General features: G+C 71.3%; 14 protein-coding genes. 5 read left to right on the forward strand and 9 right to left on the reverse strand.

Annotated features, from left to right (window positions below; genetic code table 11):
- The first annotated feature begins 181 nt into the window (after window positions 1–181).
- The 4 genes from IG74_RS0112545 (at window position 182) to IG74_RS0112560 (ending at window position 7,243) form a co-directional block, all read left to right on the forward strand.
- Entirely contained in the window at window positions 182–1,105 is a 924-nt protein-coding gene (locus tag IG74_RS0112545; RefSeq protein WP_030674455.1) for an endo-beta-N-acetylglucosaminidase H, read from the forward strand.
- 360 nt (window positions 1,106–1,465) lie between these two features.
- The gene (locus IG74_RS0112550) at window positions 1,466–2,401 is read left to right on the forward strand and encodes an ABC transporter permease (RefSeq protein ID WP_234334317.1); all 936 of its coding nucleotides are present in this window, start codon (window positions 1,466–1,468) and stop codon (window positions 2,399–2,401) included.
- Window positions 2,398–5,478: a dipeptide ABC transporter ATP-binding protein gene (locus IG74_RS0112555; RefSeq protein WP_078868739.1), complete on the forward strand. Its 3,081-nt coding sequence runs from the start codon at window positions 2,398–2,400 to the stop codon at window positions 5,476–5,478. The genes IG74_RS0112550 and IG74_RS0112555 overlap by 4 nt, the downstream gene beginning before the upstream one ends.
- A gap of 85 nt (window positions 5,479–5,563) precedes the next feature.
- The gene (locus IG74_RS0112560) at window positions 5,564–7,243 is read left to right on the forward strand and encodes an ABC transporter family substrate-binding protein (protein ID WP_030674464.1); all 1,680 of its coding nucleotides are present in this window, start codon (window positions 5,564–5,566) and stop codon (window positions 7,241–7,243) included.
- 10 nt (window positions 7,244–7,253) lie between these two features.
- Here the strand turns inward: IG74_RS0112560 and IG74_RS0112565 are convergent, their stop codons facing one another.
- From IG74_RS0112565 to IG74_RS49345, 3 genes are all read right to left on the reverse strand, one after another.
- Window positions 7,254–9,146 carry an AMP-dependent synthetase/ligase gene (locus tag IG74_RS0112565; RefSeq protein WP_051854826.1) on the reverse strand — a complete coding sequence of 631 codons (1,893 nt, stop codon included), beginning with the start codon at window positions 9,144–9,146 and terminating at the stop codon, window positions 7,254–7,256.
- Window positions 9,143–9,685 (reverse strand): helix-turn-helix domain-containing protein, encoded by a 543-nt coding sequence (locus tag IG74_RS0112570; protein WP_051854827.1) that lies wholly within the window; start codon window positions 9,683–9,685, stop codon window positions 9,143–9,145. The genes IG74_RS0112565 and IG74_RS0112570 overlap by 4 nt, the downstream gene beginning before the upstream one ends.
- A 218-nt stretch (window positions 9,686–9,903) precedes the next feature.
- Window positions 9,904–10,536, reverse strand: coding sequence for an ATP-binding protein (locus tag IG74_RS49345; RefSeq protein WP_078868741.1), 633 nt, complete (start codon window positions 10,534–10,536; stop codon window positions 9,904–9,906).
- Between the two features lie 346 nt (window positions 10,537–10,882).
- Here IG74_RS49345 and IG74_RS0112585 point away from each other — a divergent pair, with 346 nt between their 5' ends.
- On the forward strand, window positions 10,883–13,756 hold the full coding sequence (locus tag IG74_RS0112585) for an ATP-binding protein (protein ID WP_037825152.1): 2,874 nt from the start codon (window positions 10,883–10,885) through the stop codon (window positions 13,754–13,756).
- A gap of 118 nt (window positions 13,757–13,874) precedes the next feature.
- Here IG74_RS0112585 and IG74_RS0112590 read toward each other — a convergent pair whose 3' ends face one another.
- The 6 genes from IG74_RS0112590 to IG74_RS0112615 all read right to left on the reverse strand — a co-directional run bounded on the left by IG74_RS0112590 (window position 13,875) and on the right by IG74_RS0112615 (window position 20,208).
- Entirely contained in the window at window positions 13,875–14,237 is a 363-nt protein-coding gene (locus IG74_RS0112590) for a hypothetical protein (RefSeq protein WP_030674479.1), read from the reverse strand.
- Between the two features lie 225 nt (window positions 14,238–14,462).
- The gene (locus IG74_RS0112595; protein ID WP_030674482.1) at window positions 14,463–14,798 is read right to left on the reverse strand and encodes a hypothetical protein; all 336 of its coding nucleotides are present in this window, start codon (window positions 14,796–14,798) and stop codon (window positions 14,463–14,465) included.
- Window positions 14,799–14,867: 69 nt separating this feature from the next.
- Window positions 14,868–16,538 carry an MFS transporter gene (locus IG74_RS0112600; protein WP_158857591.1) on the reverse strand — a complete coding sequence of 557 codons (1,671 nt, stop codon included), beginning with the start codon at window positions 16,536–16,538 and terminating at the stop codon, window positions 14,868–14,870.
- A 45-nt stretch (window positions 16,539–16,583) separates the two neighbouring features.
- Window positions 16,584–17,333 carry an SDR family NAD(P)-dependent oxidoreductase gene (locus IG74_RS0112605; RefSeq protein WP_030674490.1) on the reverse strand — a complete coding sequence of 250 codons (750 nt, stop codon included), beginning with the start codon at window positions 17,331–17,333 and terminating at the stop codon, window positions 16,584–16,586.
- Window positions 17,330–17,707, reverse strand: a complete 378-nt coding sequence (locus tag IG74_RS0112610; protein WP_030674492.1) for a hypothetical protein — start codon at window positions 17,705–17,707, stop codon at window positions 17,330–17,332. The genes IG74_RS0112605 and IG74_RS0112610 overlap by 4 nt, the downstream gene beginning before the upstream one ends.
- Entirely contained in the window at window positions 17,707–20,208 is a 2,502-nt protein-coding gene (locus IG74_RS0112615) for a beta-ketoacyl-[acyl-carrier-protein] synthase family protein (RefSeq protein ID WP_063761238.1), read from the reverse strand. Before IG74_RS0112615 ends, IG74_RS0112610 begins: the two co-directional genes overlap by 1 nt.
- Between the last annotated feature and the right edge of the window lie 15 nt (window positions 20,209–20,223).

Genomic DNA, 20,223 nt, shown 5'->3' on the forward strand with positions numbered 1-20,223 from the left:
GGGGCGTCGCCCGGGGCTCCCTTGTCCGCGAGTGCCGACTGGGGCGCAACATGCGTGGGAATTGTGAAGAGATCATGTGTGAATCTTGGGATTCGGTCACGGGAGCGGAAAACTCGGAGCGCTCACTCGGCGCTTTCGAACAGGTCGGGCGCCGACCCATGCGATGGGAGACCGATCAACGATGTTCACTCTGGTACGGAGCAGAGCGCGAACGGCCGCGCTCGCGCTCTCGGCAGTCGCGGCCCTCGCCTTCGGCGCGACCACCTCGACCGGCGCGGCAGCGGCCCCCGCTCCGGCTCCCACGAAACAGGGGCCGACCTCGGTGGCGTACGTCGAGGTGAACGACAACAGCATGCTGAACGTCGGCAAGTACACCCTCGCCAAGGGCGGCGCCAACGTCTTCGACGTCGCCGTGATCTTCGCGGCGAACATCAACTACGACACGAGCAAGAAGTCGGCGTACCTCCACTTCAACGAGAACGTGCAGCGCGTCCTCGACAACGCCTCCACCCAGATACGGCCGTTGCAGCAGAAGGGCATCAAGGTCGTCCTCTCGGTGCTCGGCAACCACCAGGGCGCGGGCTTCGCCAACTTCCCGAACCAGCAGGCGGCGTCGGCGTTCGCGAAGCAGCTGTCGGACACCGTCACCAAGTACGGCCTCGACGGCATCGACTTCGACGACGAGTACGCCGAGTACGGCAACAACGGCACCGGCCAGCCCAACGCCAGTTCGTTCGTGCACCTGGTGACGGCGCTGCGCGCGAACATGCCGAACAAGATCATCAGCCTCTACAACATCGGCCCGGCCGCGTCCCGCCTCTCCTACGGCGGCGTCAACATCTCGTCCAAGTTCGACTACGCCTGGAACCCGTACTACGGCACCTGGCAGGTCCCCGGCATCGCCCTGCCCAAGTCGAAGCTCTCACCGGCGGCCGTCGAGATCGGCCGCACCTCGCAGAGCACGGCTGCCAACCTCGCCCGCCGCACCGTCAGCGAAGGCTACGGCGTCTATCTGACGTACAACCTCAACGGCGCCGACCGCAGCGCCGACGTCTCCGCGTTCACCAGGGAGCTGTACGGCAGTGACGCCGTCTACACGCCGTAAGGCGACCGCACGCCCCGGCATGCGGTGCTCCCTCGGGGCAGGCCGCATCCCGTAGGGCTGTGACCGTGCACGCCGCGCCTTTGACAACGATGTCGGAGGCGTGGTGTGTCCGGAGTCGGCGGGGGCGTGATGATTCCACGTTCCGCTCCCGAGACGCCGACGATCCTCGAAGACACCACGAACGGGTACGTGTTCTGAGGTGAGCGCCTCAACCGACACGTACGCGGATACGCTTTTGGGGTCTCAGCCTGTGAACCGGTCTGAGACAGGCGCTATTCGGTCGTTCCAGGCGATGTCGAGTCGAGGGGTCCGTCCGTGCTTCGCTGCTGTGCTCGGCGACTGGGCACCACCTTCGTGCTGGTGCTGCTGGCGGTCACCTGCACGTATTTTCTCGCCGCGCTGAGCCTGGACCCGCGGTCCAACTACGCCGACCGCAATCCGCCGCCGTCCCCCGCGGAAGTCGAGGCCGTCCTCAACGCCTACAACCTCAACCCCGAAACGCCGGTCGTCGAACGGTTCACGCACTGGGCGTGGGGGGTCGTCCGGGGAGACCTGGGGCGGCAGGTGTCCGGCGCCGACGTGAGCCCGGAGTTCCTGCGCCGCGCCATGACCAGCGTCCGGCTCGTCCTGCTGGCCTCCCTCATCGGTTCGGTCGGCGGGATCCTGCTCGGGGCCTGGAGCGCCACGCTGCGCAAGGGCCGGGGCGACCGCATCCTGACCTTGGCCGCCTTCGCCGTCCTCGCCACGCCCGTCTTCGTCATCGCGCTCGCGCTGCAACTGGGGGCGAGGAGCGTCAACGACGCGGTGGGAAGCGGCTTCTTCGCCTACACCGGGGAGTACGCGCCGGAGTCGACGGGGACCTGGGACAGGCTGGTCAGCAGGGCCCAGCACCTCGTTCTGCCGAGCGTCACGCTGATCGCGTACCAGGTCGCGCTGTTCAGCCTGTACCAGCGCAACACGATGCTTGATGTGCTGCACGCGGACTTCGTGCGCACTGCCCGGGCCAAAGGGCTCTCCCGGCGCACGGCCCTGCGCAGACACGCGCTGCGTGTCGCGGTCCTGCCGCTGCTTCCGCTGCTCACGTACAACGCGGTGCTGGTCTTCACCGGAGCCGTCTTCATCGAGAGGATCTTCGGCTGGCACGGTATGGGCGAATGGCTCGTCGACGCCGTGTTCGCCCAGGACGTGAACGTGGTGGCGGCGATCGGGCTCTTCACCGCCGCGCTGGTTCTCGTCGCGAGCCTGATCGCCGACGTCCTGCACCTCGTTCTCGACCCGAGGAGCAGGATCCCATGAGCACACTCCCCGGCCCCGGGGCCCTGCTGACGAGGACTCGGGGTGAATCGCTCGAACACAGGAGCGCGCGCCGTCGGGCCGTACGGGTTCTGACCACGCTGAAGAGACACCCGGCGGTGCTCGTCGGCTCGGTGATGCTCATCGGTCTCGCCGTACTGGCCTACTGCGCACCCCTGTTCCATCCCTGGGACCACAGCGATCTCGACCCGCTGGCCCTGCGCAGCCCGCCGAGCGGCAGCCACCCCTTCGGCACCGACGGCGCCGGAGCGGACCTGTTCGCCCTGGTGCTGCGGGGCACCCAGAGGTCCCTGGTCGTCGGCCTGCTCACGGCGATCCTTTCCACGGCGATCGCCGTCGTCATCGGGACCGCCGCGGGCTATGCCGGGGGCTGGACGGACCGCGTCGCGCTCGCGAGCATCCATCTCTTCCTGGTACTGCCCGGGTTCCTGCTGGTCGCGGTCCTGTCGCCGGTCATGGAGGACACGACCTGGCTGCTACTGATCGTGTTTCTGTCGGTCTTCAGCTGGATGATCAGTGCGCGTGCGGTACGCGCCGGCACGCGGTCCCTGAAGCAACGCGACTTCGTGCGGGCGGCCCGTCACCTCGGTCTGCCCGGCCGGAGAGTGATCCGTCGGCATGTGGTTCCCTCACTGGCCTCCTTCCTGATCATCGATGCGACGCTGCAGTTCGGGTCCGCCGTCATCGCCGAAGCGGGCCTCGCCTACCTGGGTTTGGGGGTGCATCCCCCGGAGGTGTCACTCGGGGCGCTCATCGCGTCGGGAACGCCGAACGTGATGGCGTACCCCTGGCTCTTCTACTTCCCGGCAGGGTCCCTGCTGCTGTTGTGCCTGTCGCTGTTCCTGATCGGCGACGGCTTGCGCGACGCACTCGACCCGGGATCGGCGGGGACAAGGGGCGCGCGAGGCTCGACGAGATGCGCCGCACCCACCGACAGGGCCCTCCCGGAGGGGGAGCGGCCGCGCGTCCCACCCGTGCTGGAGGTACGGGACCTGCACGTCTCCCTGCCGAGCTCCGGCGGAACCGTCCACGCGGTCAGGGGGGTTTCCTTTCACGTGCGCCCCGGCGAAGTACTGGCCATCGTCGGCGAGTCCGGGGCGGGGAAGTCGGTCACGGCGTCGGCCGTGCTGGGCCTGCTGCCCGAGCACGCCGAAGTCCGCGGCTCCGTGCGGCTGCACGGGCAAGACCTCTTGTCCCTCGGGGAGAGGGGCCTGTGCCGTGTCCGTGGCAAGGACCTGTCCATCGTCTTCCAGGACTCGCTCTCCTCGCTGACTCCCGTGTACTCCGTCGGGTACCAGATCATGGAGGCCCTGCGCGTCCATCAGCGGCTGTCCAAGGCGGCGGCGCGTCGGCGGGCGGTCGAGCTCCTGGGCATGGTGGGCATGCGCGACCCCGCCCGGCGGATCGACTCCTACCCGCACGAGCTCTCCGGCGGAATGCGGCAGCGCGTCGCCATCGCCATGGCCATCGCCAACGACCCCGCGGTCATCGTGGCCGACGAACCCACGACCGCGCTTGACGTGACCACCCAGGCCCAGATCCTGGACCTGATCGGGAAGGCCCGTACGGCCACCGGAGCGGCCGTCGTGATCATCACGCACGACCTGGCGGTGGTCGCAGGCCTGGCCGACCGGATCCACATCATGTACGCGGGACGCTTCGTCGAGGAAGGCCCCGTGGACGACGTCTACGAACGGCCCCGGATGCCGTACACGGTCGGACTGCTCGGCGCGGTGCCCCGTCTTGAGGTCGACCAGCGCACCCTCACCCCGATCGGGGGAAACCCGCCGAACACGCTGTACGTGCCCCAGGGCTGCCCGTTCGTGCCCCGATGCCCGCTGGCCGTCGACTCCTGCCGCGACGGAGAGCCCGCTCTGGAAGCGCGGCACGGCGTCGGCCATCCGACCGCGTGCCTGCGCAGCGCGGAGGTCGGGCGGCGGCGTGAGAGCGAACAGCTCCGTGGCGCACCGGGGGACCTTCCCCACCTCGTCGCGCCGAGCGGGGAGAGGAGCGGGAAGTGGATGACGCGCGCGGAGCGGCCCGTCGTCCTGCGGATGGACCGGGTGGTTCACCATTACCCGGCCCGCCGGTCCCCGCTGGGACAGGCCAGGACGGGCCCGGTGCGGGCAGTGGACGACGTCAGCCTGGACGTCAGGCGAGGCGAGACGCTCGTGCTGGTCGGTGAATCGGGAAGCGGCAAGACCACGCTGCTGAGTCAGGTCGTGGAACCACCGCCGCCGCACAGGCGCCATTCGGCGGGGACCGTGCTGGTCAACGGTCAGGACGTCCGCGGTGCCAAGCCCGGCGTGCGGCAACAGCTGTGCCGTGAGGTGCAGATGGTGTTCCAGGACCCGGTCGCGGCCCTGGACCCGCGCATGACCGTCGAGGAGAGCCTCACCGAGCCGCTGAGGGCGTACGGCTGGACGCGTGAGGCGAGCGCCCGCAGGGTCTCCGCCCTGCTCGGCCTCGTCGGCCTCGGCCCGGAGCACCGCGGCCGGTTCCCCGCACAGCTCTCGGGGGGCCAGGCCCAGCGGGTCGGCATCGCGAGGGCGCTGGCCCCGCGGCCCGAGCTGCTGCTGCTCGACGAGCCCGTCGCGGCGCTCGACGTGTCCGCGCAGGCGACGGTGCTCAACCTGCTGCGAAGGCTGAAGGCGGAGCTGGGGCTCAGCTGCCTCCTGGTCACCCACGACCTGGCCGTCGCGGCCTACCTCGCGGACCGCGTCGCGGTCATGCACCTGGGACGCGTCGTCGAGGCCGGTGACGCCGCCGCCGTCCTCGCCCGGCCCAGCCACCCGTACACCCAGGTCCTGCTCTCCGCGGTGCCGCGGCCCGAGCCGAGGCTGGAGCGGGCCAGGGCCCGCCTCCCGCTGGTCGACGAGCCGCCGGGAGGGGCGGAGAGCCGCACCGGGTGCCGCTTCCGCCCTCGCTGCCCCCGCCACGCCGAGCTGCCGACCGAGCAGCGGCGGCGGTGCGAGACGGAGGACCCGATGCCGTCGCCGCAGGGGGAGGACCATACGGCGGCCTGCCACTTCGCAAGGCCGCGCGAAGCCCTCGGCTGAGGGCCCAAGGAGCCGACCTCCGGACAGTGCACCTGACCCCGAGGAGCGGCGGAAACCGGTAGTCACACTCACAGGAGGCGGCACCATGCGCCCTGCTCGTACGGTCCTCACCTCGGTGGTCGTAGCCGCCGTCTGCGCCTCGCTGGGCAGCGCGTGCTCGACCCGCGAGGACAAGCCCTCCGCGAAGCCACCAGGCGCGAGTCAGGTCAACCCCGTCGACCGCGCCGACCTGAAGAAGGGCGGCGCCCTCAACTGGCCGGTGACCGTGATCCAGGAGAACCTCAACATCCGCCACCTCGACGGCGGACACCTCGACACCCGGCGCATCATGGAGTCGATGATGCCCATCGTCATGAAGAGCGACGACCGCGGCCGGGTGACGCCGGACCCTGACTATCTCGTCTCCGCCGTCTCCCGTTCGAAGGACGGACGACAGCGCGTCACCTACCGCATCAACGAGAAGGCGCGGTGGACCGACGGATCCCCGATCACCTACCGGGACTTCCAGGCGAACTGGAAGGCACAGAACGGCAGGCGGGCCGCCTTCCACGCGATGTCCCACACCGGCTACGAGCTGATCACCAAGGTGTCCAGGGGACCCGGGGGAGACCGGGAGGTCGCCGTGGACTTCGCCAGGCCGTTCGGGGAGTGGCGATCGCTGTTCACGCCGCTGTACCCGGCGTCCGTCATCCGCACGGTCAGCGGCTTCAACAACGGATTCAAGGGCGGGGCCGATGTCACCGCCGGGCCGTTCAAGTTCGCCCACCGGGACGAGACCGCGAAGACGCTGACCGTGGTGCGCAACGAAGCGTGGTGGGGCGACCGCCCACTCCTTGACAAGATCGTATTCCGCGCCCTCGACCCGGGCGCCCACGCCGGAGCCTTCGCCAATCGAGAAGTCGACTTCTTCGACGTCGGAGTGAAGGCGGCCGCGTACCGATCCGCGCAGGACACACCCCACGCGCAGATCCGGAGGGCCGGGAGCCCGAGCCACCACCAGCTGACCATGAACGGCGAAAGCCCCTTCCTCAAGGACGCCCGCGTGCGCAGGGCCCTGGCGCAGGCCGTCGATCGCCGCAGGATCACCCAGGTCGCCCTCCAGGGAGTCGGCGGCAACGCGCGGCCGCTCGGCAACCACTTCCTCCTTCCCCAACAGGACGGCTACCAGGACAACGCGGGCCCGGTCGGCACGTACGATCCCGCGGCGGCCCGCAAGGCGCTCGACTCGGCCGGGTGGCGTCTCGACGGCGATGTCCGCGAGAAGGACGGGCAACGGCTCGAACTCGACTACCTGGCCGCGAGCGGCAACGACGAGTTGCAGAACGAAGCCCGGGTCATTCAGGCCATGCTCCGCGACGTGGGCGTACGGGCGAAACTCACGCTCGTCCCGGAGAAGGCGCTCTTCGAACGCCACATCATCCCGGGGAAATTCGACCTGACGGTCTTCAGCTGGACCAAGAGGCCCTTCCCGGTGTCGCTCAGCCGCAGCATCTACGTGCGGCCCAAAGGCAAGGACATCCAGCTGAACTTCGCGCGGACCGGGTCATCGCGGATCGACGCCCTCCTCGACGAGGCCGCGAGCGAGACGGACAAGCGCGAGGCCATCGACGTCATCAACCGCGCCGACCGCCTGATCTGGCAAGAGGCGGCGGCCATCCCCCTCTACCAGGAGCCGGGCGTCGTCGCGGCGCAACGCGCGCTCGCCAACCTGGGCGCCCAGGGCTACGCCTCCGTGATCTACCAGGACATCGGCTTCACCCGGTGAGAGGCCGCACTCACCGGTAGAGAGCCTCAAAGAGGTCGCGGAACCGCGCCTGGACGACGTGGCGCACGACCTTCATCGAGATGGTCAACTCGCCCTCGTCCAGCGACAGATCGCGCTCCAGGACCGTGAAATCCTGGGCTCGGTAGTATTCCTGGAGGGTGGCGTTGGCGCGGTCGAGCGTCCGCTTCAGTTCCCCCAGCAGGACCGGCTCTCGAAGCAGTTGGGCGAGGTCGGTGGGCAGGCGGCGATCGGCTGCCCACTTCTGGGCGTACCGCTCATTGAGCGTCAGCAGGACCACGAGGTGCGGCTTCCCCTCCCCGTAGGCAACCGCGTGCGAGATCAGCGGATTCCTGCGCAGTTCGCTCTCGAGGGGGTTCGGGGTCACCGCCACGCCGTGGGACAGCTGGATCAGTTCCTTGTTGCGTCCCGTGAGCGTCAGGTATCCGTCCGCGTCGATGCTGCCGAGGTCTCCGGTGTGCAGCCAGCCGTCGCGGACGGCACCGAACTCGTCCTCGTGATAGCCCCAGTAGCCGTGGAAGACGTTGGCCCCGCGGATGAGGACTTCCCCGTCGGGTGCGGTGGCTACTTCGACGCCGGGCAGGGGCCTGCCCACGGTTCCCAGCCGGTAGGCGTCCGGGGTGTTGGTGGTGGCTGCCGCCGCCGTCTCCGTCATCCCGTAGCACTCGACGACGGGGACTCCGCAGCCCAGGAAGAAGGACAGGATCTCCTGGGAGACCGGCGCGCCCGATACCGTCACCCTGCGCAGGGCGCCCCCGAAGTGCTCGCGGACCTGAGTGAACAGGGACTTCTCCGTGGCCTCGAACCACTCTTGGAGGCGGGGCGGCAGCACCTCGCCGCGGTTGACGCGCTCGCGTGCGGCCAGGCCCGCCCGTGCCGCCTCCTGGATCAGGGACGTGTCCTCCTCGGGCCAGGAGGCGAGGATCGAGCTGTGGATCTGCTCCAGGGCCAGGGGGACGAGCGGCAGGATCTGCGGCCGCGCGGCGCGGATCTCCTCCACCAGGCTGTCGTCGGGACCGCCGCGGCGGAAGGCGAGCGTGTACCGCGACCACCAGGCCAGGACCTGCATCAGCATCGCGATGGTGTGCGGGCCCGTGACGACGAAGACGGTCCCGTGGGTGTGGTCGTCGGTGGCTTCGGGGGCGCGCGGCGGCTTGGGGTGGGCCCGCAGGACGCTGACGTAGTTGCCGTGGCTGAGGGCGCAGCCCTTCTTGGGGCCGGTGGTGCCGGACGTGTAGATGATGACCAGCAGGTCCTCCGCCCGCACCGCGTCCGAGCGTCGTCTCAGTTCGCCCGCGCTGACGTCGAGCCGTCCCCGGGCCCGGAGTTCGTCCAGGGTGAGCGTGCGGGTGGGGTGCTCGGTGGGTATGGCGCACGCGGCCTCGGGCGGGGCGTCCATCAGTACGGCGTGACTCAGGTGGGGCAGGCGGTGGCGGGCGGCTTCGACCTTCGCCAGTTGCTCCGAGTCCTCGCACACCACCACCCGGGCGCCGCTGTCGCCGAGTACGTGGGCGATCTCCTCGGGCACGGTGGAGGGCAGCAGGGACACCACGACGAGGCCCGACGCCGCGGCTGCCAGGAGCGTCGTCGTCCACTCGGGCCGCAGTCCGCTGAGCACCGCCACGCGGTCGCCCGGCGCCAGGCCCAGGGCGAGCAGGCCGCGGGCGGTGCCCTCGCTCATGTCCCAGGCCTCGGCGTAGGTCATGCGGTGCTGGCGGTCGCCGACGGGGTCGCGCCAGCGCAGGGCCGGTGCCTCGGGCCACAGCTCCGCGTTGCGGCGTGCCAGGTGAGCCAGCGTCTCGCCGGGGTCGGTCGGGGCGTCCCGGCCGTCGCTCCGGGTGCCGTGCCCGTCAGGCGCGACCGGGGCGTTGGCGTCGCGGTTCATACCGCTCCTTCGTCGAGTTCGGCGTGGAGCAGGTAGCCCCGGTGCCGCACGGTCCTGATCAGCAGACCGAGCGGGGTGAGGCGGCGGCGCGTACGCGAGATCCTGACGTCCAGCGCGTTGCGCCGACCGTTCTCGTCGTCCGGCCACACGCCCGCCTGCAACGCCTCCCGGCTGACCACCGACCCGTAGGAGTCGATGAGCAGACGGGCGATCGCTGCTTCGCCCGCCGCCAGCGGCAGGTGCCGCCCGGCGAAGCGCAGCACGTTGTGCGCGTCGAGCACCGGCTTGCGCAGCGAGGCCCTGGCCCGCAAGGTGTCGCAGCGCACCCGCAGTTCCCGCTCGTCGACGGGCAGCCGGACCCAGTCCTCCAGCGGATCCAGGGTGGTCGGAGGCTGCTCTCCGGGGAGCACCAGGAGGACCCGGGGCGCCTTGCGCAGGCGCAGCTCGTGCACCACGGCGGCCTGCTCCGGCCAGCGCAGCGCCGGAATGCCGCCCGTCGTGCGGCTCAGGCTGCGCCGCCCGGGCGGGGCGGTCGGCACGGCGGGCGTGGCGTGCCCGGGCGAGCCGGTTGGTCGGGCGGGTCGTGGGGGAAGCGGTGAAGGGGTACGGATCATGTGTACGTATTCCTGTGACGCTGGGGGATGTGTGCGCTCGGGGACGTGTGCTCTGCGCGGGGAGGTCGTGCGCTGCGCGCGAGATCGGATCGCCTCGCTGGGCGTCCACCGGGGCTGGTGGCGCCTGGCCTCGCGGGTGCGCTTCAGCGGCGTCCGGAACCGGGGAAGTCCAGCGTGAACCAGGTGCTGGTTCCCTTCCGGGTCCTGCGGCAGCCCCAGGCGGAGGCCATCGCCTCCACCAGCAGCAGGCCCCGGCCGTTCTCGGCGAGCGCGTCCACGGGGGAGTCGGCGACCACGGGAGCGCCGTCGCTGCCCGCGTCGTCGACCGTGACGAGGAGCGACGCGTGTCCTTGCCGGACACTGACCTCGACCGTCTCCTCGCCCTCCCGGCCCCAGAGGTCCTTCGGCGTGTGCTTGACGGCGTTGGACAGCAGTTCGCAGAAGAGGAGCTCCACGGTGTCCACCTGGTCACCCCACCCCCACTCGATCAAGGAGCGGCGCACCCGGTGGCGGGCGCCGGGCACCGTGCTGACAGTGGCGGGCAGTCTGAGCCGCAGGGCCCGGAAGTCCCTCGGCTGTCGCGTGTCACGGCCTGGCGGATGGCGTCGGTCGGCCTCGGCTTGGCGCTCGGTCTTCTCAGGGGCTGTCTTCTCAGGGGCGGCCGCTGGGGGCTCTGAGCCGTGGGAGCGCCCGTCCCGCCTGCTCGCGGCCCGGGTGCTGGGCACGGGCCTGGTCTCCCGTGCCACGCTGCCGGCGTGGTCGTAGAACGGAGTCATCTCTGCCTCCTCGGTTCCGCTGGGCGGAGCTGTGAGGGATCGCGCCTGTCGATACCCAGAGGACCGCGCGGATAGATGCGTGTTCAATGCGGGGCACCACCTAAAGCTCGGCGGAGAGCACGCATGTGCGGGGAGCTCACGTGCCGAGCCGCCGGGCGCCCGGGGCGCGACGAACCGCCCGGATCCACTCCCGTGCGCCCGGAAAGCGCCGGAAAACAGGGGCAAGGCGACGTCGGGACTGGCTACGCTGGACGTCCGGCTGGTGGCCGGGCAGGCGCGCCCGCTCACATCCTGCAGAGGACGAGAACCGGTGGTTCAGGCTGCGACTTCCGCGGACGTCTCGTGGATGCGAAAGAACGGCTTCGCTCTGGTCGGCCGTGAGCGGGAGCTCGACGACCTCGTCACGTTCCTGCGGAGCCTGCCCTCGGTCGTCATGCTCGAAGGCGAGGCCGGATCCGGGAAGTCACGACTGGTGCGCGAGGCGGAACAGCGTCTGACGTCCTCCGGCACGCAGGTGGTGACGGGCCTGTGCCACCCACTGCGCGAGCCGTTCCCGTACGGCCCCGTCCTCGGGGCCATCGGCGAGGCGGCGGAGCACCTCCCGGCGGACTGCCTCCTGCCGCCCGAGACCGGGACGCTGGCCACCTACCTGCCGGGCCTGGCCGAGCATCTCGACGACTCCCGGCAGCTCGCCTCCGCGATGCCCGAGCGTCTGAGGCTCCTCCTGGGCATCCGGGCCGTCCTGCGGGCGGTCGGCCCTGTCGTGCTGGTCATCGAGGACATGCACTGGGCGGACGAGGCGACGCGTGAACTGCTGTTCCTCATCGCCCGCGAACCCCCGGACGGGCTCGGCCTCGTCCTGACCTACCGGGCGGAGGACCTGCCGCCCACCGAACCGGTCCTCGGCAGCGCCTACCGCCGGCCGATCGGCGTGGCGGGCGGCGAGATCCGGCTCCAGGCGCTGACCGCGCAGCAGGTCACGGACCTGGCCTCGGGCGTGGTCGGGCGCGTGGCGGGCCACTCCCTGGGGCGGGTGCTGTACCGGCGCAGCGCCGGACTCCCCCTGGTGGTGGAGGAGGACCTGCTCACGCTCCTGGACCGGCGCAAGAGGAGCAGCTCCCAAGGCCTCGAACAGGAATTGGAGTTCCTGGGCCGCTCACCGGCGCCGCGCTCCCTCCGCGAAGCCGTCCACGAGCGGCTGGCCGAGCTGCCCGAACCCGCCGCCCACCTCGTGGAGGCGGCGGCCGTCCTCGCGGTCCCCGCGGCCCAGGACGTCCTGGCCGAGGTGGCCGGTCTTGAGGCCGAGCAGGCGACCGCCGCGCTCACCCAGGCCCTGCACCGGTCCCTCCTGCACGAGCCGGAGTCCGCCACCTACGCCTTCCGCCACGTGCTCGCGCAGCAAGCCGTGTACGGAGACCTGCCCGGCCCGCGACGGCTGCACCTGCACCAGCGGGCCCACCGCGCCCTGCGCGGACAGCGGCAGCCCGCGCTGGTCCAGGTCGCCCACCACTCCAAGGCGCTGGGCGACAAGCAGGCGTGGCTGCGCGAGGCGGAGGAGGCGGCCCGCGAAGCGGTCACCGTGGGAGACGACGGCATCGCCTCCCAACTCCTGCACGGCATCCTCGGCGAGGAAGGAGTCCGGGCGGAGGTGCGGTCACGCGTCGCCCTCGCGCTGTGCGACATCGCGCACAAGTTCACGCGCTTCGCGCACCACCTGGCCATCATGCGGCGGCTCGTGGACGACCCCACCCTCCCCGTCCAGACCCGCGGCCGGGTGCGGCTCACGCTCGCCGCCGTGCTCATGAACCACGCCGGTGACGTGGCCTCGTACCGCGAACTGATGAAGGCGCTGGAGGAACTCGAGCCGTGGCCCTCGCTCGCCGCGTCCGGGATGCTCAGTGCGATCTTCTACGAGCGTACGCAGACACCGGACGAGATCGACCGGTGGGTGGAGCGGGCCGAACACGCTCTCCAGGGCTGTGAGGACGAGGGTCGCCTTGCCGAACTCGCCTCCGCGAAGCTGTTCTTGATGTCCAGGAAGGGCCATGCCCGACTCTGGGACGTGGTCGACGCCCTCCCGCGGTCCTCCGCGCACCCCGAGGCGCGAAGGCAGCGGCTCATCGGCCTGTACAACGTCGGCGCGAACGCGCTGAACCGAGGGGAGGACGCGCGTGCGGGAGCGCTTCTGCGTGAAGCCGCCCGTCTCACGGCCGACGGCGTCAACCCTTCCCTTGAATGCTTCGCCCGGACCCAGCTGCTGCGGTGCGACTGGTTCGCGGGCGAGTGGTCAAGCCTCGAAGAGCGCTTCGACGAACTGAACACCACCTGCCCCGACATGGCGATCGCCCACCGCGAACAGGCCCTCATCTGCGGGAGCCTGGCCGTCTCCAAGGGGCAGTGGGGCACCGCGATGGAGTACTTGGACTTCGCCCGCCACGCCGGTGAGCGCATCGGCGGAACGGTGTGCGCCCTGCATTCCGCGGCGTCGACCGCCGAGGTACACCTCGCCCGCGAGGAGCCGGACAAGGCGTGGGACGTGCTCGAACCGACGATCCGGCTGCTCCGGTCGTCCAGCCTCTGGTACAAGCCCTTGGGGGTGATCCAGGCGGCCGTCCGCGCGGGCCTGGCCACCGGTCACCACGAGGAGGCCCGGAGCCTGGTGGAAGAGGCCCTGGCGGCGAGGGTCACCCATGTCTCCCCGGCCGCGGACGCCGAACTCTGCGTCGCCCGTGGGCTGCTGGCACAGGACGCCGACCCCGAGAGCGCGGCCCAGTGGTTCGAGGAGGCCCGCGACAAGTGGCGGACCATCGGCCGGCCCTACCCCGCGGCCCAGGCCGCGGAACTGCTCGCACGCTGCCGCAGCGGATCGGGGGCGCTCCTCGAACCCGCGGCTCTCGACGAACCGCTCGACACCTACGGCAGGCTGGGGGCCACCGCTGACGTCGCCCGCTGCCGGCGCGCCCTGCGGCAGGCGGGTGCGAAACGCCCCGCCACCCCCGGACGGCGTGGCTACGGCGAGGACCTTTCACCACGCGAGGTCGAGGTGGCCCGGCTGCTCGCCGAAGGCGCCAGCAACCGTGACATCGCTCAGGCGCTCTGCCTCTCGGTGCGCACGGTCGAGCACCATGTCGCCCGGACCCTGAAGAAGCTCCAGGTCGTCAACCGCGCGGAGGTGGCCGGGGCCCTCGACGCCCACCTCGGCGACGGTCCGGCTGGCTGAGCGCCGGTCGTCACGGTGGTCCGGCTCGCCCGAACGCGGTGGTGAGGTGCGGTGCGGACATGCGTGGGCCTCTGCCGGAGGCTTCTCCGGCAGAGGCCGCATCCCGGGCGAGTGTCCGCTACGCGCGGGCGGTGATCCGCTTGGCGTACCACTCGCCGTTGACGAACGAAGCCTCCACCAGCGCGTAGACGCCCACGCGCATGGGGCCGTAGTACTCGGCTCCGTCCCGGAGGCTGAAACGCATCTTCCCCCGCGCCGTCTCGAGCTCCAGGTAGTCGTCCTTGAAGGCGGTGATCTTGCCGAAGAACCGGGTGATCTCCGCCGGGTTCGCGGCCGTGCCGGCCGCCGGGGCGCTGATCGCCGTCACGGGCGGCTGCTCGGCCGCGGCCGCCTGCGCCGTCGACGTGAAGGCTCCCACGGTGCCCGCAAGCCCGATGACGACCGACGCCAGCTTGATCAGCGAATTCCGGGACCTGCTCATGACGCACTCCTTGATGTCGATACCGGATGCCCTTCGGGAAACGATGAAGTGGGGGATCCGGGCGGTGTTCTGACGTTTCGAAAAATACCCTTTCTGTAATTCCCGGAAGGGACTTGTTTCGCTCTTCTTTCGGTAGCTGGAAGCTGATTCACGTGAGCACTCGCCGGGGAATGAAAAGAGCCCGGGGATCCGCTGATGCGGATCCCCGGGCGAGCGGCGGAGGGGCTACCAGGTGACGATGACCTTGGCGGTGTAGACCCCGTCCTTGAGCGTTGCCGTGACGTCGGCATGGGCGCCGACCCTGAGGTGGCCGATCCAGTGGGCGTCACCGGTGAGCAGCACGGTCACCACCGTGCCGCCCGTGGAGACCTTGACGTGGTCGTCCGCCACGGCCGTGAGCTTGCCCTGGAAGTGCACGTACTGCCCCTGGGGCGCGACGCTGGACTGGGAGGAGTGCGCCGAAGCGGCCGCCTGCGCGGGGCCCGCGACCGCGATGCCCACCGCGCCCACGAGAGCGGCGGAGAAGAGGAACCGACCGATCTTGCCGGAGGTGTTGAGCATGGGTGTCCTTCTTTCTGTATTGCTGGGGAGGGAATTGCGAAGGGCTTCTCTTTTCGGCCCGCGGCCAGGTTAGTAACTTCCCGGCGGTCGCGAGAATCTATTGCCCGTACCTTGCGGTGGCATCCGAAAAGGAAGGGAATTCGGGAACCCGGCACGCCTCGCGGGCCGGACGTGTTCACCGTCGGCAGGATTGGCCGGCGACCGGGACAGCCGTCGGCCGATGAGACAACAGAGCAGCAGGACACCGACGGGCAGCGCCATCGTGGTGCGCCAGGCGCTGATGAACGTCTGCTGGACGACGGTGTCGGTGAAGGCGGCGAAGCAGTCGGTTTCGTACGGGGACAGGCCGACCGGGGCCGGTGGCCGCACGAGGCCGTCGCCGGGGCGGGACAGCAGGGATTCGGTGAAGGGGGCGCGCAGTTCGGCGGGCAGGCCCTTCCCGGCGGCGTGGGCGTGTACCGGCAGGTCGGCGGAGAGCCGCAGCCGCAGGAGAGCGCCGACAGTCACCCCGCCCAGTACGCCGCCGATCTGCCGGGCGGTGTTGAGCACGCCAGACGCACCGGACGCCAGGGGCGGGGCGACGCCGTGCAGGGCGAGGGCCGTGACGGGGGCGAGGGTGCAGCCGATGCCCGCGTCCGCGACGAGCATCGGAGGAAGCAGCTGCCAGGCGTTCATGCCGGGACGGGCACACAGGACCGTGAGGGCCAGCCCCGCCGCGTAGAGCAGGACCCCGAGGGTGAGCAGCCGGGCGGTGTGCGTGCCCAGGCTCCAGCGGCCCACCACCACGGCGGTGACACCGACGGCCAGCGCGGAGGGAGCGGTGATCGTGGCGGCGGCGAGCGGGTCGTGCCCCAGGATGTTCTGGAGGTAGAGCAGCAGCGGCAGAGCGGTGCCGATCACGGCGAAGTGGACCCCGGCACCGATGAGGGACGCCCTGACGAACGCGGGACTGCGGTACAGGGACCGGGGAACCAAGGGCTCGCCCCGCGCGCGCCGTTGCTGCGCGACGAGGCAGACCAGCAGCACCGCACCCACGCCGATCCACGCCCCGGAGGCGGCCGACGCCGCGCCGTCGGGCCGGCCGAACTCCAAGAGCCCGTAGCAGAGCGCGGCCAGGCCGGACGTCACCAGGAGCGTGCCGGTGACGTCCCAGCGATGCGGTACGCGCGGACGGTGATCCGGCACGAACACCGCCGCCAGGACGAAGGCGAAACAGCCGAGGGGCACATGGGCCAGGAAGATCCACTCCCAGCCCGCCAGTGCGATCAGACCGCCACCGGCCAGAGGCCCCGCCACGGCGGAAAGACCGATGACACCGCCCCAGACACCGAACGCCGCGCCCCGCAGCCGCAGCGGGAACAGCACCGTGATGAACGCGCTCGTCTGCGGCGTCAACAGCGCCGCGCCCAGGCCCTGCACCACGCGCAGAGCGATCAACTCGCGGATGCTGTCGCACGTTCCGCACCCGGCGGCAGCGATCGTGAAGACCGCGAGGCCGACCAGATACAGCCGCTTGGGGCCGAAGCGGTCACCCAGCCGCCCCGCCGTGATCAGCAGCGCCGCACAGGTCAGGACATAGGCGTTCACCACCCACAGCGCCTCGGCGAGACCGGCGTCGAACTCGCTGATCATGATGGGAACGGCGGCGTTGACCATCGTCGTGTCCATGGTGATCGCGAAGAAGCCGGTGCACAGCACGGCGAGGATCTGCCACGGCCGGCGAGGAGACGCAGGGGACATGAGTGCCACGGCCCTTCAGAGAGGCGGTACCGGTGATCTGGGGCTTCATCGGGCGCTGTAACCGCCGTCGACGACGAGTCCGGCGCCCGTGACGTAGGAGGCCGCGGGCGAGGTGAGGAAGCCGACCGCGGCCGCGACCTCCTCGGGGCGGGCGGCGCGGCCCAGGGGTGTCGCGTCGATGGCCCGCTCCACGAACCGTGCCGGGGCGGTGCTGGTCATGGCGGTGGTGACCATGCCGGGGTAGACGGCGTTCACGCGGATCCCGCTGGGCGCGAGTTCGACGGCCGCGGCGGTCGTCATGGAACGTACGGCGCCCTTGGCCGCGTGGTAGGCGAACGAGGCGCCGGAGCCCACGAGCGCGTAGACCGAAGCGATGTTGACGATCGCGCCGCCGCCCGCGGAACGCAGGCACGGGGCGACGGCCTTCATGCCGAGGAACGTGCCCCGCTGGCAGACGCGGACCACGCGGGCCCACTCCTGCTCGCCCGTGCCCTCCAGCGGTTGGTGCCCCAGCGCTCCGGCGTTGTTGACCAGCACGGTCAGGGCGCCGAAGCGGCGCCGGGCCAGCTGTGTCACCCGGGCCCACGCCTCGGGTTCGGTGACGTCGAGCGCGCAGCCAAGGGCGCGGCCGGACCCGCCCGCGCCGTTGAGTCCGACCGCGGCCTCGTGGCAGGCGTCGCCGTCGAGGTCGGTCACGAGCACCCCCATGCCGCGGGCGAGGAAGTGCTCGGTGATCGCCCGGCCGATGCCTCCCAGCGCACCCGTGACGAGGGCCACCTGGCTGCCCGCGGTCATCGCCCGCCCGCCTTCGGCACCGGCAGCCAGACGAGCGCCGCGGCGTGCCCCCTGGCATGCGTCAAGGAGACGTGGGGGTGAGGCAGGTCCTTGCTCCGCAGGAGCTGTCCGGGGGTGCCACCGAACCGGATCACGGGCCCGGCGCCGGGGGCCCGGAGCACTTCGACCGCCCGGCAGAACCCCGGATCGGCCGGAAGGCCCAGGAGCGAGGCGACGGCGAGCTTGGCGGCCTTCCGCGCCGCCAGGTGCTCGTGCGCACGGCGGAAGCCGCGACTGAAGGAGATCTCCTCAGGCGTGAGCCAGTCGTGCCAGTGGTCGGCGTCCGCATCGGGGATCCGCTCCGGTGGGAGTAGGACGAGGGCGTGCGCCGCCATCACCGCACCGCCGTCTTCGCCGTCGCCGCCGGGCCGTTGTACGCTGCCGGGCCGTTGTACGCCGCCGGGCCGTTGTACGGCGCGATGACCAGGGAGGCGTACGTGCCGCCCCAGTTGGCCGCCGTGACCAGGCAGGCCCTGCCCGCGTCGGCGATCGCCCGGAGATGGGCGTCGACGGGCCCGGGCGTCGACGGCGGACGGACGCCGGGGCTCCAGCCGCTCCGCACGGTCTCGACGGCGCAGATCGCGGACATCAGCGAGGTGGTGCTGTGCACATGTCCGACGTACGGGCTGAGATTGCTCAGCCTGACTTGTCCGGGCCGCCACACCCGGCTCACGGCGTGGGCCTCTGCGGTGTCGATGGCCGCGGTGCCGCGCGCGTCCCCGTACACGGTGCCGATGTCGTCCGTGCTCAGTCCCGCGTGGTCGAGGGCGCGGGTGAAGCTCTCGGCCCAGGCCTGGCCGGAGGGGTCGTTCCCGGCGACGCGGTAGGCGTCGGAGGTCACCGCGTGGCCCTTGACCTCGGCGAGGATCGTCGCCCCGCGCCGCAGGGCGTGCTCCAGGGACTCCACGACCAGCGCGGCGCCGCCCGCGCCGAGGACGGTGCCGCCGGCCGTGGCGGCGTAGGGGCGAACGCTGTCGTCGGAGAGCAGGCCCAAGCGGTCGAAGCCGCCGTGGAGCAGGGGGGTGAGTTCGTCGGCGCTGACCGCGAGCATGGCGTCGGCTTCCCCGCGCCGTACGAGGTCGGCGGCGTAGCCCAGGCCGCTGAGGCCCGAGACGCAGCCGGTGGCCAGGGTGGACAGCGGGCCGCGGATCTGCAGGGCGAGGCAGGCGTGACCGGCTGCCGCGTTCATGACCGAGTTGGGGAAGAGGCGGGGGTTGACCCGGTGCGGGCCCACCGTGCCGATGGTCTCGCTGAGCTGCGCGACGGTCTGCATGGGCCCGCTGAACGTACCGAAGATCATGCCGATGCGTTCGGCGTTGGCCTTGGTGATCCGCAGCCCGGCGTCGCGCACGGCGAGTCGGCTGGCGGCGAGGGTGAACAGGCCGATCTGGTCCAGGCGGCGCGCGTAGGCCGGGTCCACGTGGCGTCGGCACGCGGCGCTGTCGAGCTCCGCCGCCCGGCGGGTGCGGGACAGGGACACATCGGTGAGGCGGGCGTCCCCGACCGCGCTGGTCCCCGCGCGCAGCGCGTCGAGGAAGGCCTGCCTGCCACTGCCCAACGCGGTGACGGGCCCGGCCCCAGTGATGACCACCCGGTGGTCGGGGACGTCCGCGGGAGGCACCGGACGACGGCCCAGGACGAGGGAGCAGTTGTTGCCGCCGAAGGCGAAGGAGTTGGAGACGACGACGTCCAGGGCGTGCGGGCGGGCGTGGTTGGCGACGACGTCGCGGGACAGGTCGTCGGGCTCCGCGACGTTGACGGTGGGCGGCAGGACCCCGTCGCGCAGCGCCAGGACACAGGTGGCCGCCTCCATGGCACCGGCGGCCCCGAGCATGTGACCCACCTGGGACTTGGTGCTGCTCATGGGCACCGGGGGCGCGGGCGAGAAGAGGTCCGCCACCGCCTTGGTCTCGGCCTTGTCGTTGGTGGGGGTACCCGTGCCGTGGCCGTTGACGTAGTCGACGTCTGCGGGAGCGAGGGATGCCTGGGCGAGGCTGCGGCGCATGGCCCGGTAGGCGCCGTTGCCCGCCGGGTCGGGGGCGGTGGCGTGATAGGCGTCGCTGGTCGTCGCGTAGCCGAGGACGTGGCCGAGGGTGGGGGCGCGGCGCTCCCGGGCGAGGGACTCCGCCTCCAGGACGAGGAAGGCGGCTCCCTCGCCGAGACTCGTGCCGCTGCTGCGCGAGTAGGGCGCGCAGGGCTCGGTGTCCAGCGCGTTGAGGCTGTCGAACCCGGCGAGGGACAGGATGTCGAGCACGTCCACACCACCGGCGATCATGACGTCGGCGCGGCCCTCGCGGATGGCGTCCACCGCGTACCCGATCGCGTTGGACCCGGCCGCGCAGGCATTGGAGAGCACCACTTTGGGCCCCCGGAGCCGGAAGGCCACGCTGATCGCGTCCGCCGATGTGTACAGCGGATAGCTGGTCAGGTGGTGGCGCCTGCCCGCGGTGGGGCCGCTCTTGAGGATGTCCCAGTGGAATCGCTCCCCGTGTTCCAGGCCTCCGACGGAGGTGCCGACGGCCACACCCACCCGGTAGGAGTCGTGGTCGGCCAGGCGCAGGCCCGCGCCCGTGACCGCCTCGCCCACGGCGGCCAGGGCGAGGCGCGTGGCACGGTCGGGCCGTATGCCGACGCGCCGCACGTCGGCAGGCACCGACCGCACCTCGCCCGCGTAACGGCAGCTGAGTGCGGAGACATCGAGGCGCTGGGCCTTGCCGATGCCGCTGGCGCCGCTCTGCACGGCCTGCCAGACCTGCTCCGCGCCTGTGCCGAGCGCGCAGCTGATGCCGATTCCGGTGACGGCGACGCTCTCTTGGCGCCGCAGGCTGGGGCTCATGGGTTTCTCCTCTTC

This window comes from Streptomyces sp. NRRL B-1347 (genome assembly GCF_000720325.1).
GTDB lineage: Bacteria > Actinomycetota > Actinomycetes > Streptomycetales > Streptomycetaceae > Streptomyces.

Excerpts from the sequence above, each read along its gene's own strand:
- IG74_RS0112555 (WP_078868739.1), top strand. The coding sequence starts at position 2,398 with ATGAGCACACTCCCCGGCCCCGGGGCCCTGCTGACGAGGACTCGGGGT.
- IG74_RS0112545 (WP_030674455.1), top strand. The coding sequence starts at position 182 with ATGTTCACTCTGGTACGGAGCAGAGCGCGAACGGCCGCGCTCGCGCTC.
- IG74_RS0112610 (WP_030674492.1), bottom strand. The coding sequence starts at position 17,707 with ATGGCGGCGCACGCCCTCGTCCTACTCCCACCGGAGCGGATCCCCGAT.
- IG74_RS0112560 (WP_030674464.1), top strand. The coding sequence starts at position 5,564 with ATGCGCCCTGCTCGTACGGTCCTCACCTCGGTGGTCGTAGCCGCCGTC.
- IG74_RS0112585 (WP_037825152.1), top strand. The coding sequence starts at position 10,883 with ATGCGAAAGAACGGCTTCGCTCTGGTCGGCCGTGAGCGGGAGCTCGAC.
- IG74_RS0112590 (WP_030674479.1), bottom strand. The coding sequence starts at position 14,237 with ATGAGCAGGTCCCGGAATTCGCTGATCAAGCTGGCGTCGGTCGTCATC.
- IG74_RS0112615 (WP_063761238.1), bottom strand. The coding sequence starts at position 20,208 with ATGAGCCCCAGCCTGCGGCGCCAAGAGAGCGTCGCCGTCACCGGAATC.
- IG74_RS0112605 (WP_030674490.1), bottom strand. The coding sequence starts at position 17,333 with ATGACCGCGGGCAGCCAGGTGGCCCTCGTCACGGGTGCGCTGGGAGGC.
- IG74_RS0112595 (WP_030674482.1), bottom strand. The coding sequence starts at position 14,798 with ATGCTCAACACCTCCGGCAAGATCGGTCGGTTCCTCTTCTCCGCCGCT.
- IG74_RS0112565 (WP_051854826.1), bottom strand. The coding sequence starts at position 9,146 with ATGAACCGCGACGCCAACGCCCCGGTCGCGCCTGACGGGCACGGCACC.
- IG74_RS0112600 (WP_158857591.1), bottom strand. The coding sequence starts at position 16,538 with ATGTCCCCTGCGTCTCCTCGCCGGCCGTGGCAGATCCTCGCCGTGCTG.
- IG74_RS49345 (WP_078868741.1), bottom strand. The coding sequence starts at position 10,536 with ATGACTCCGTTCTACGACCACGCCGGCAGCGTGGCACGGGAGACCAGG.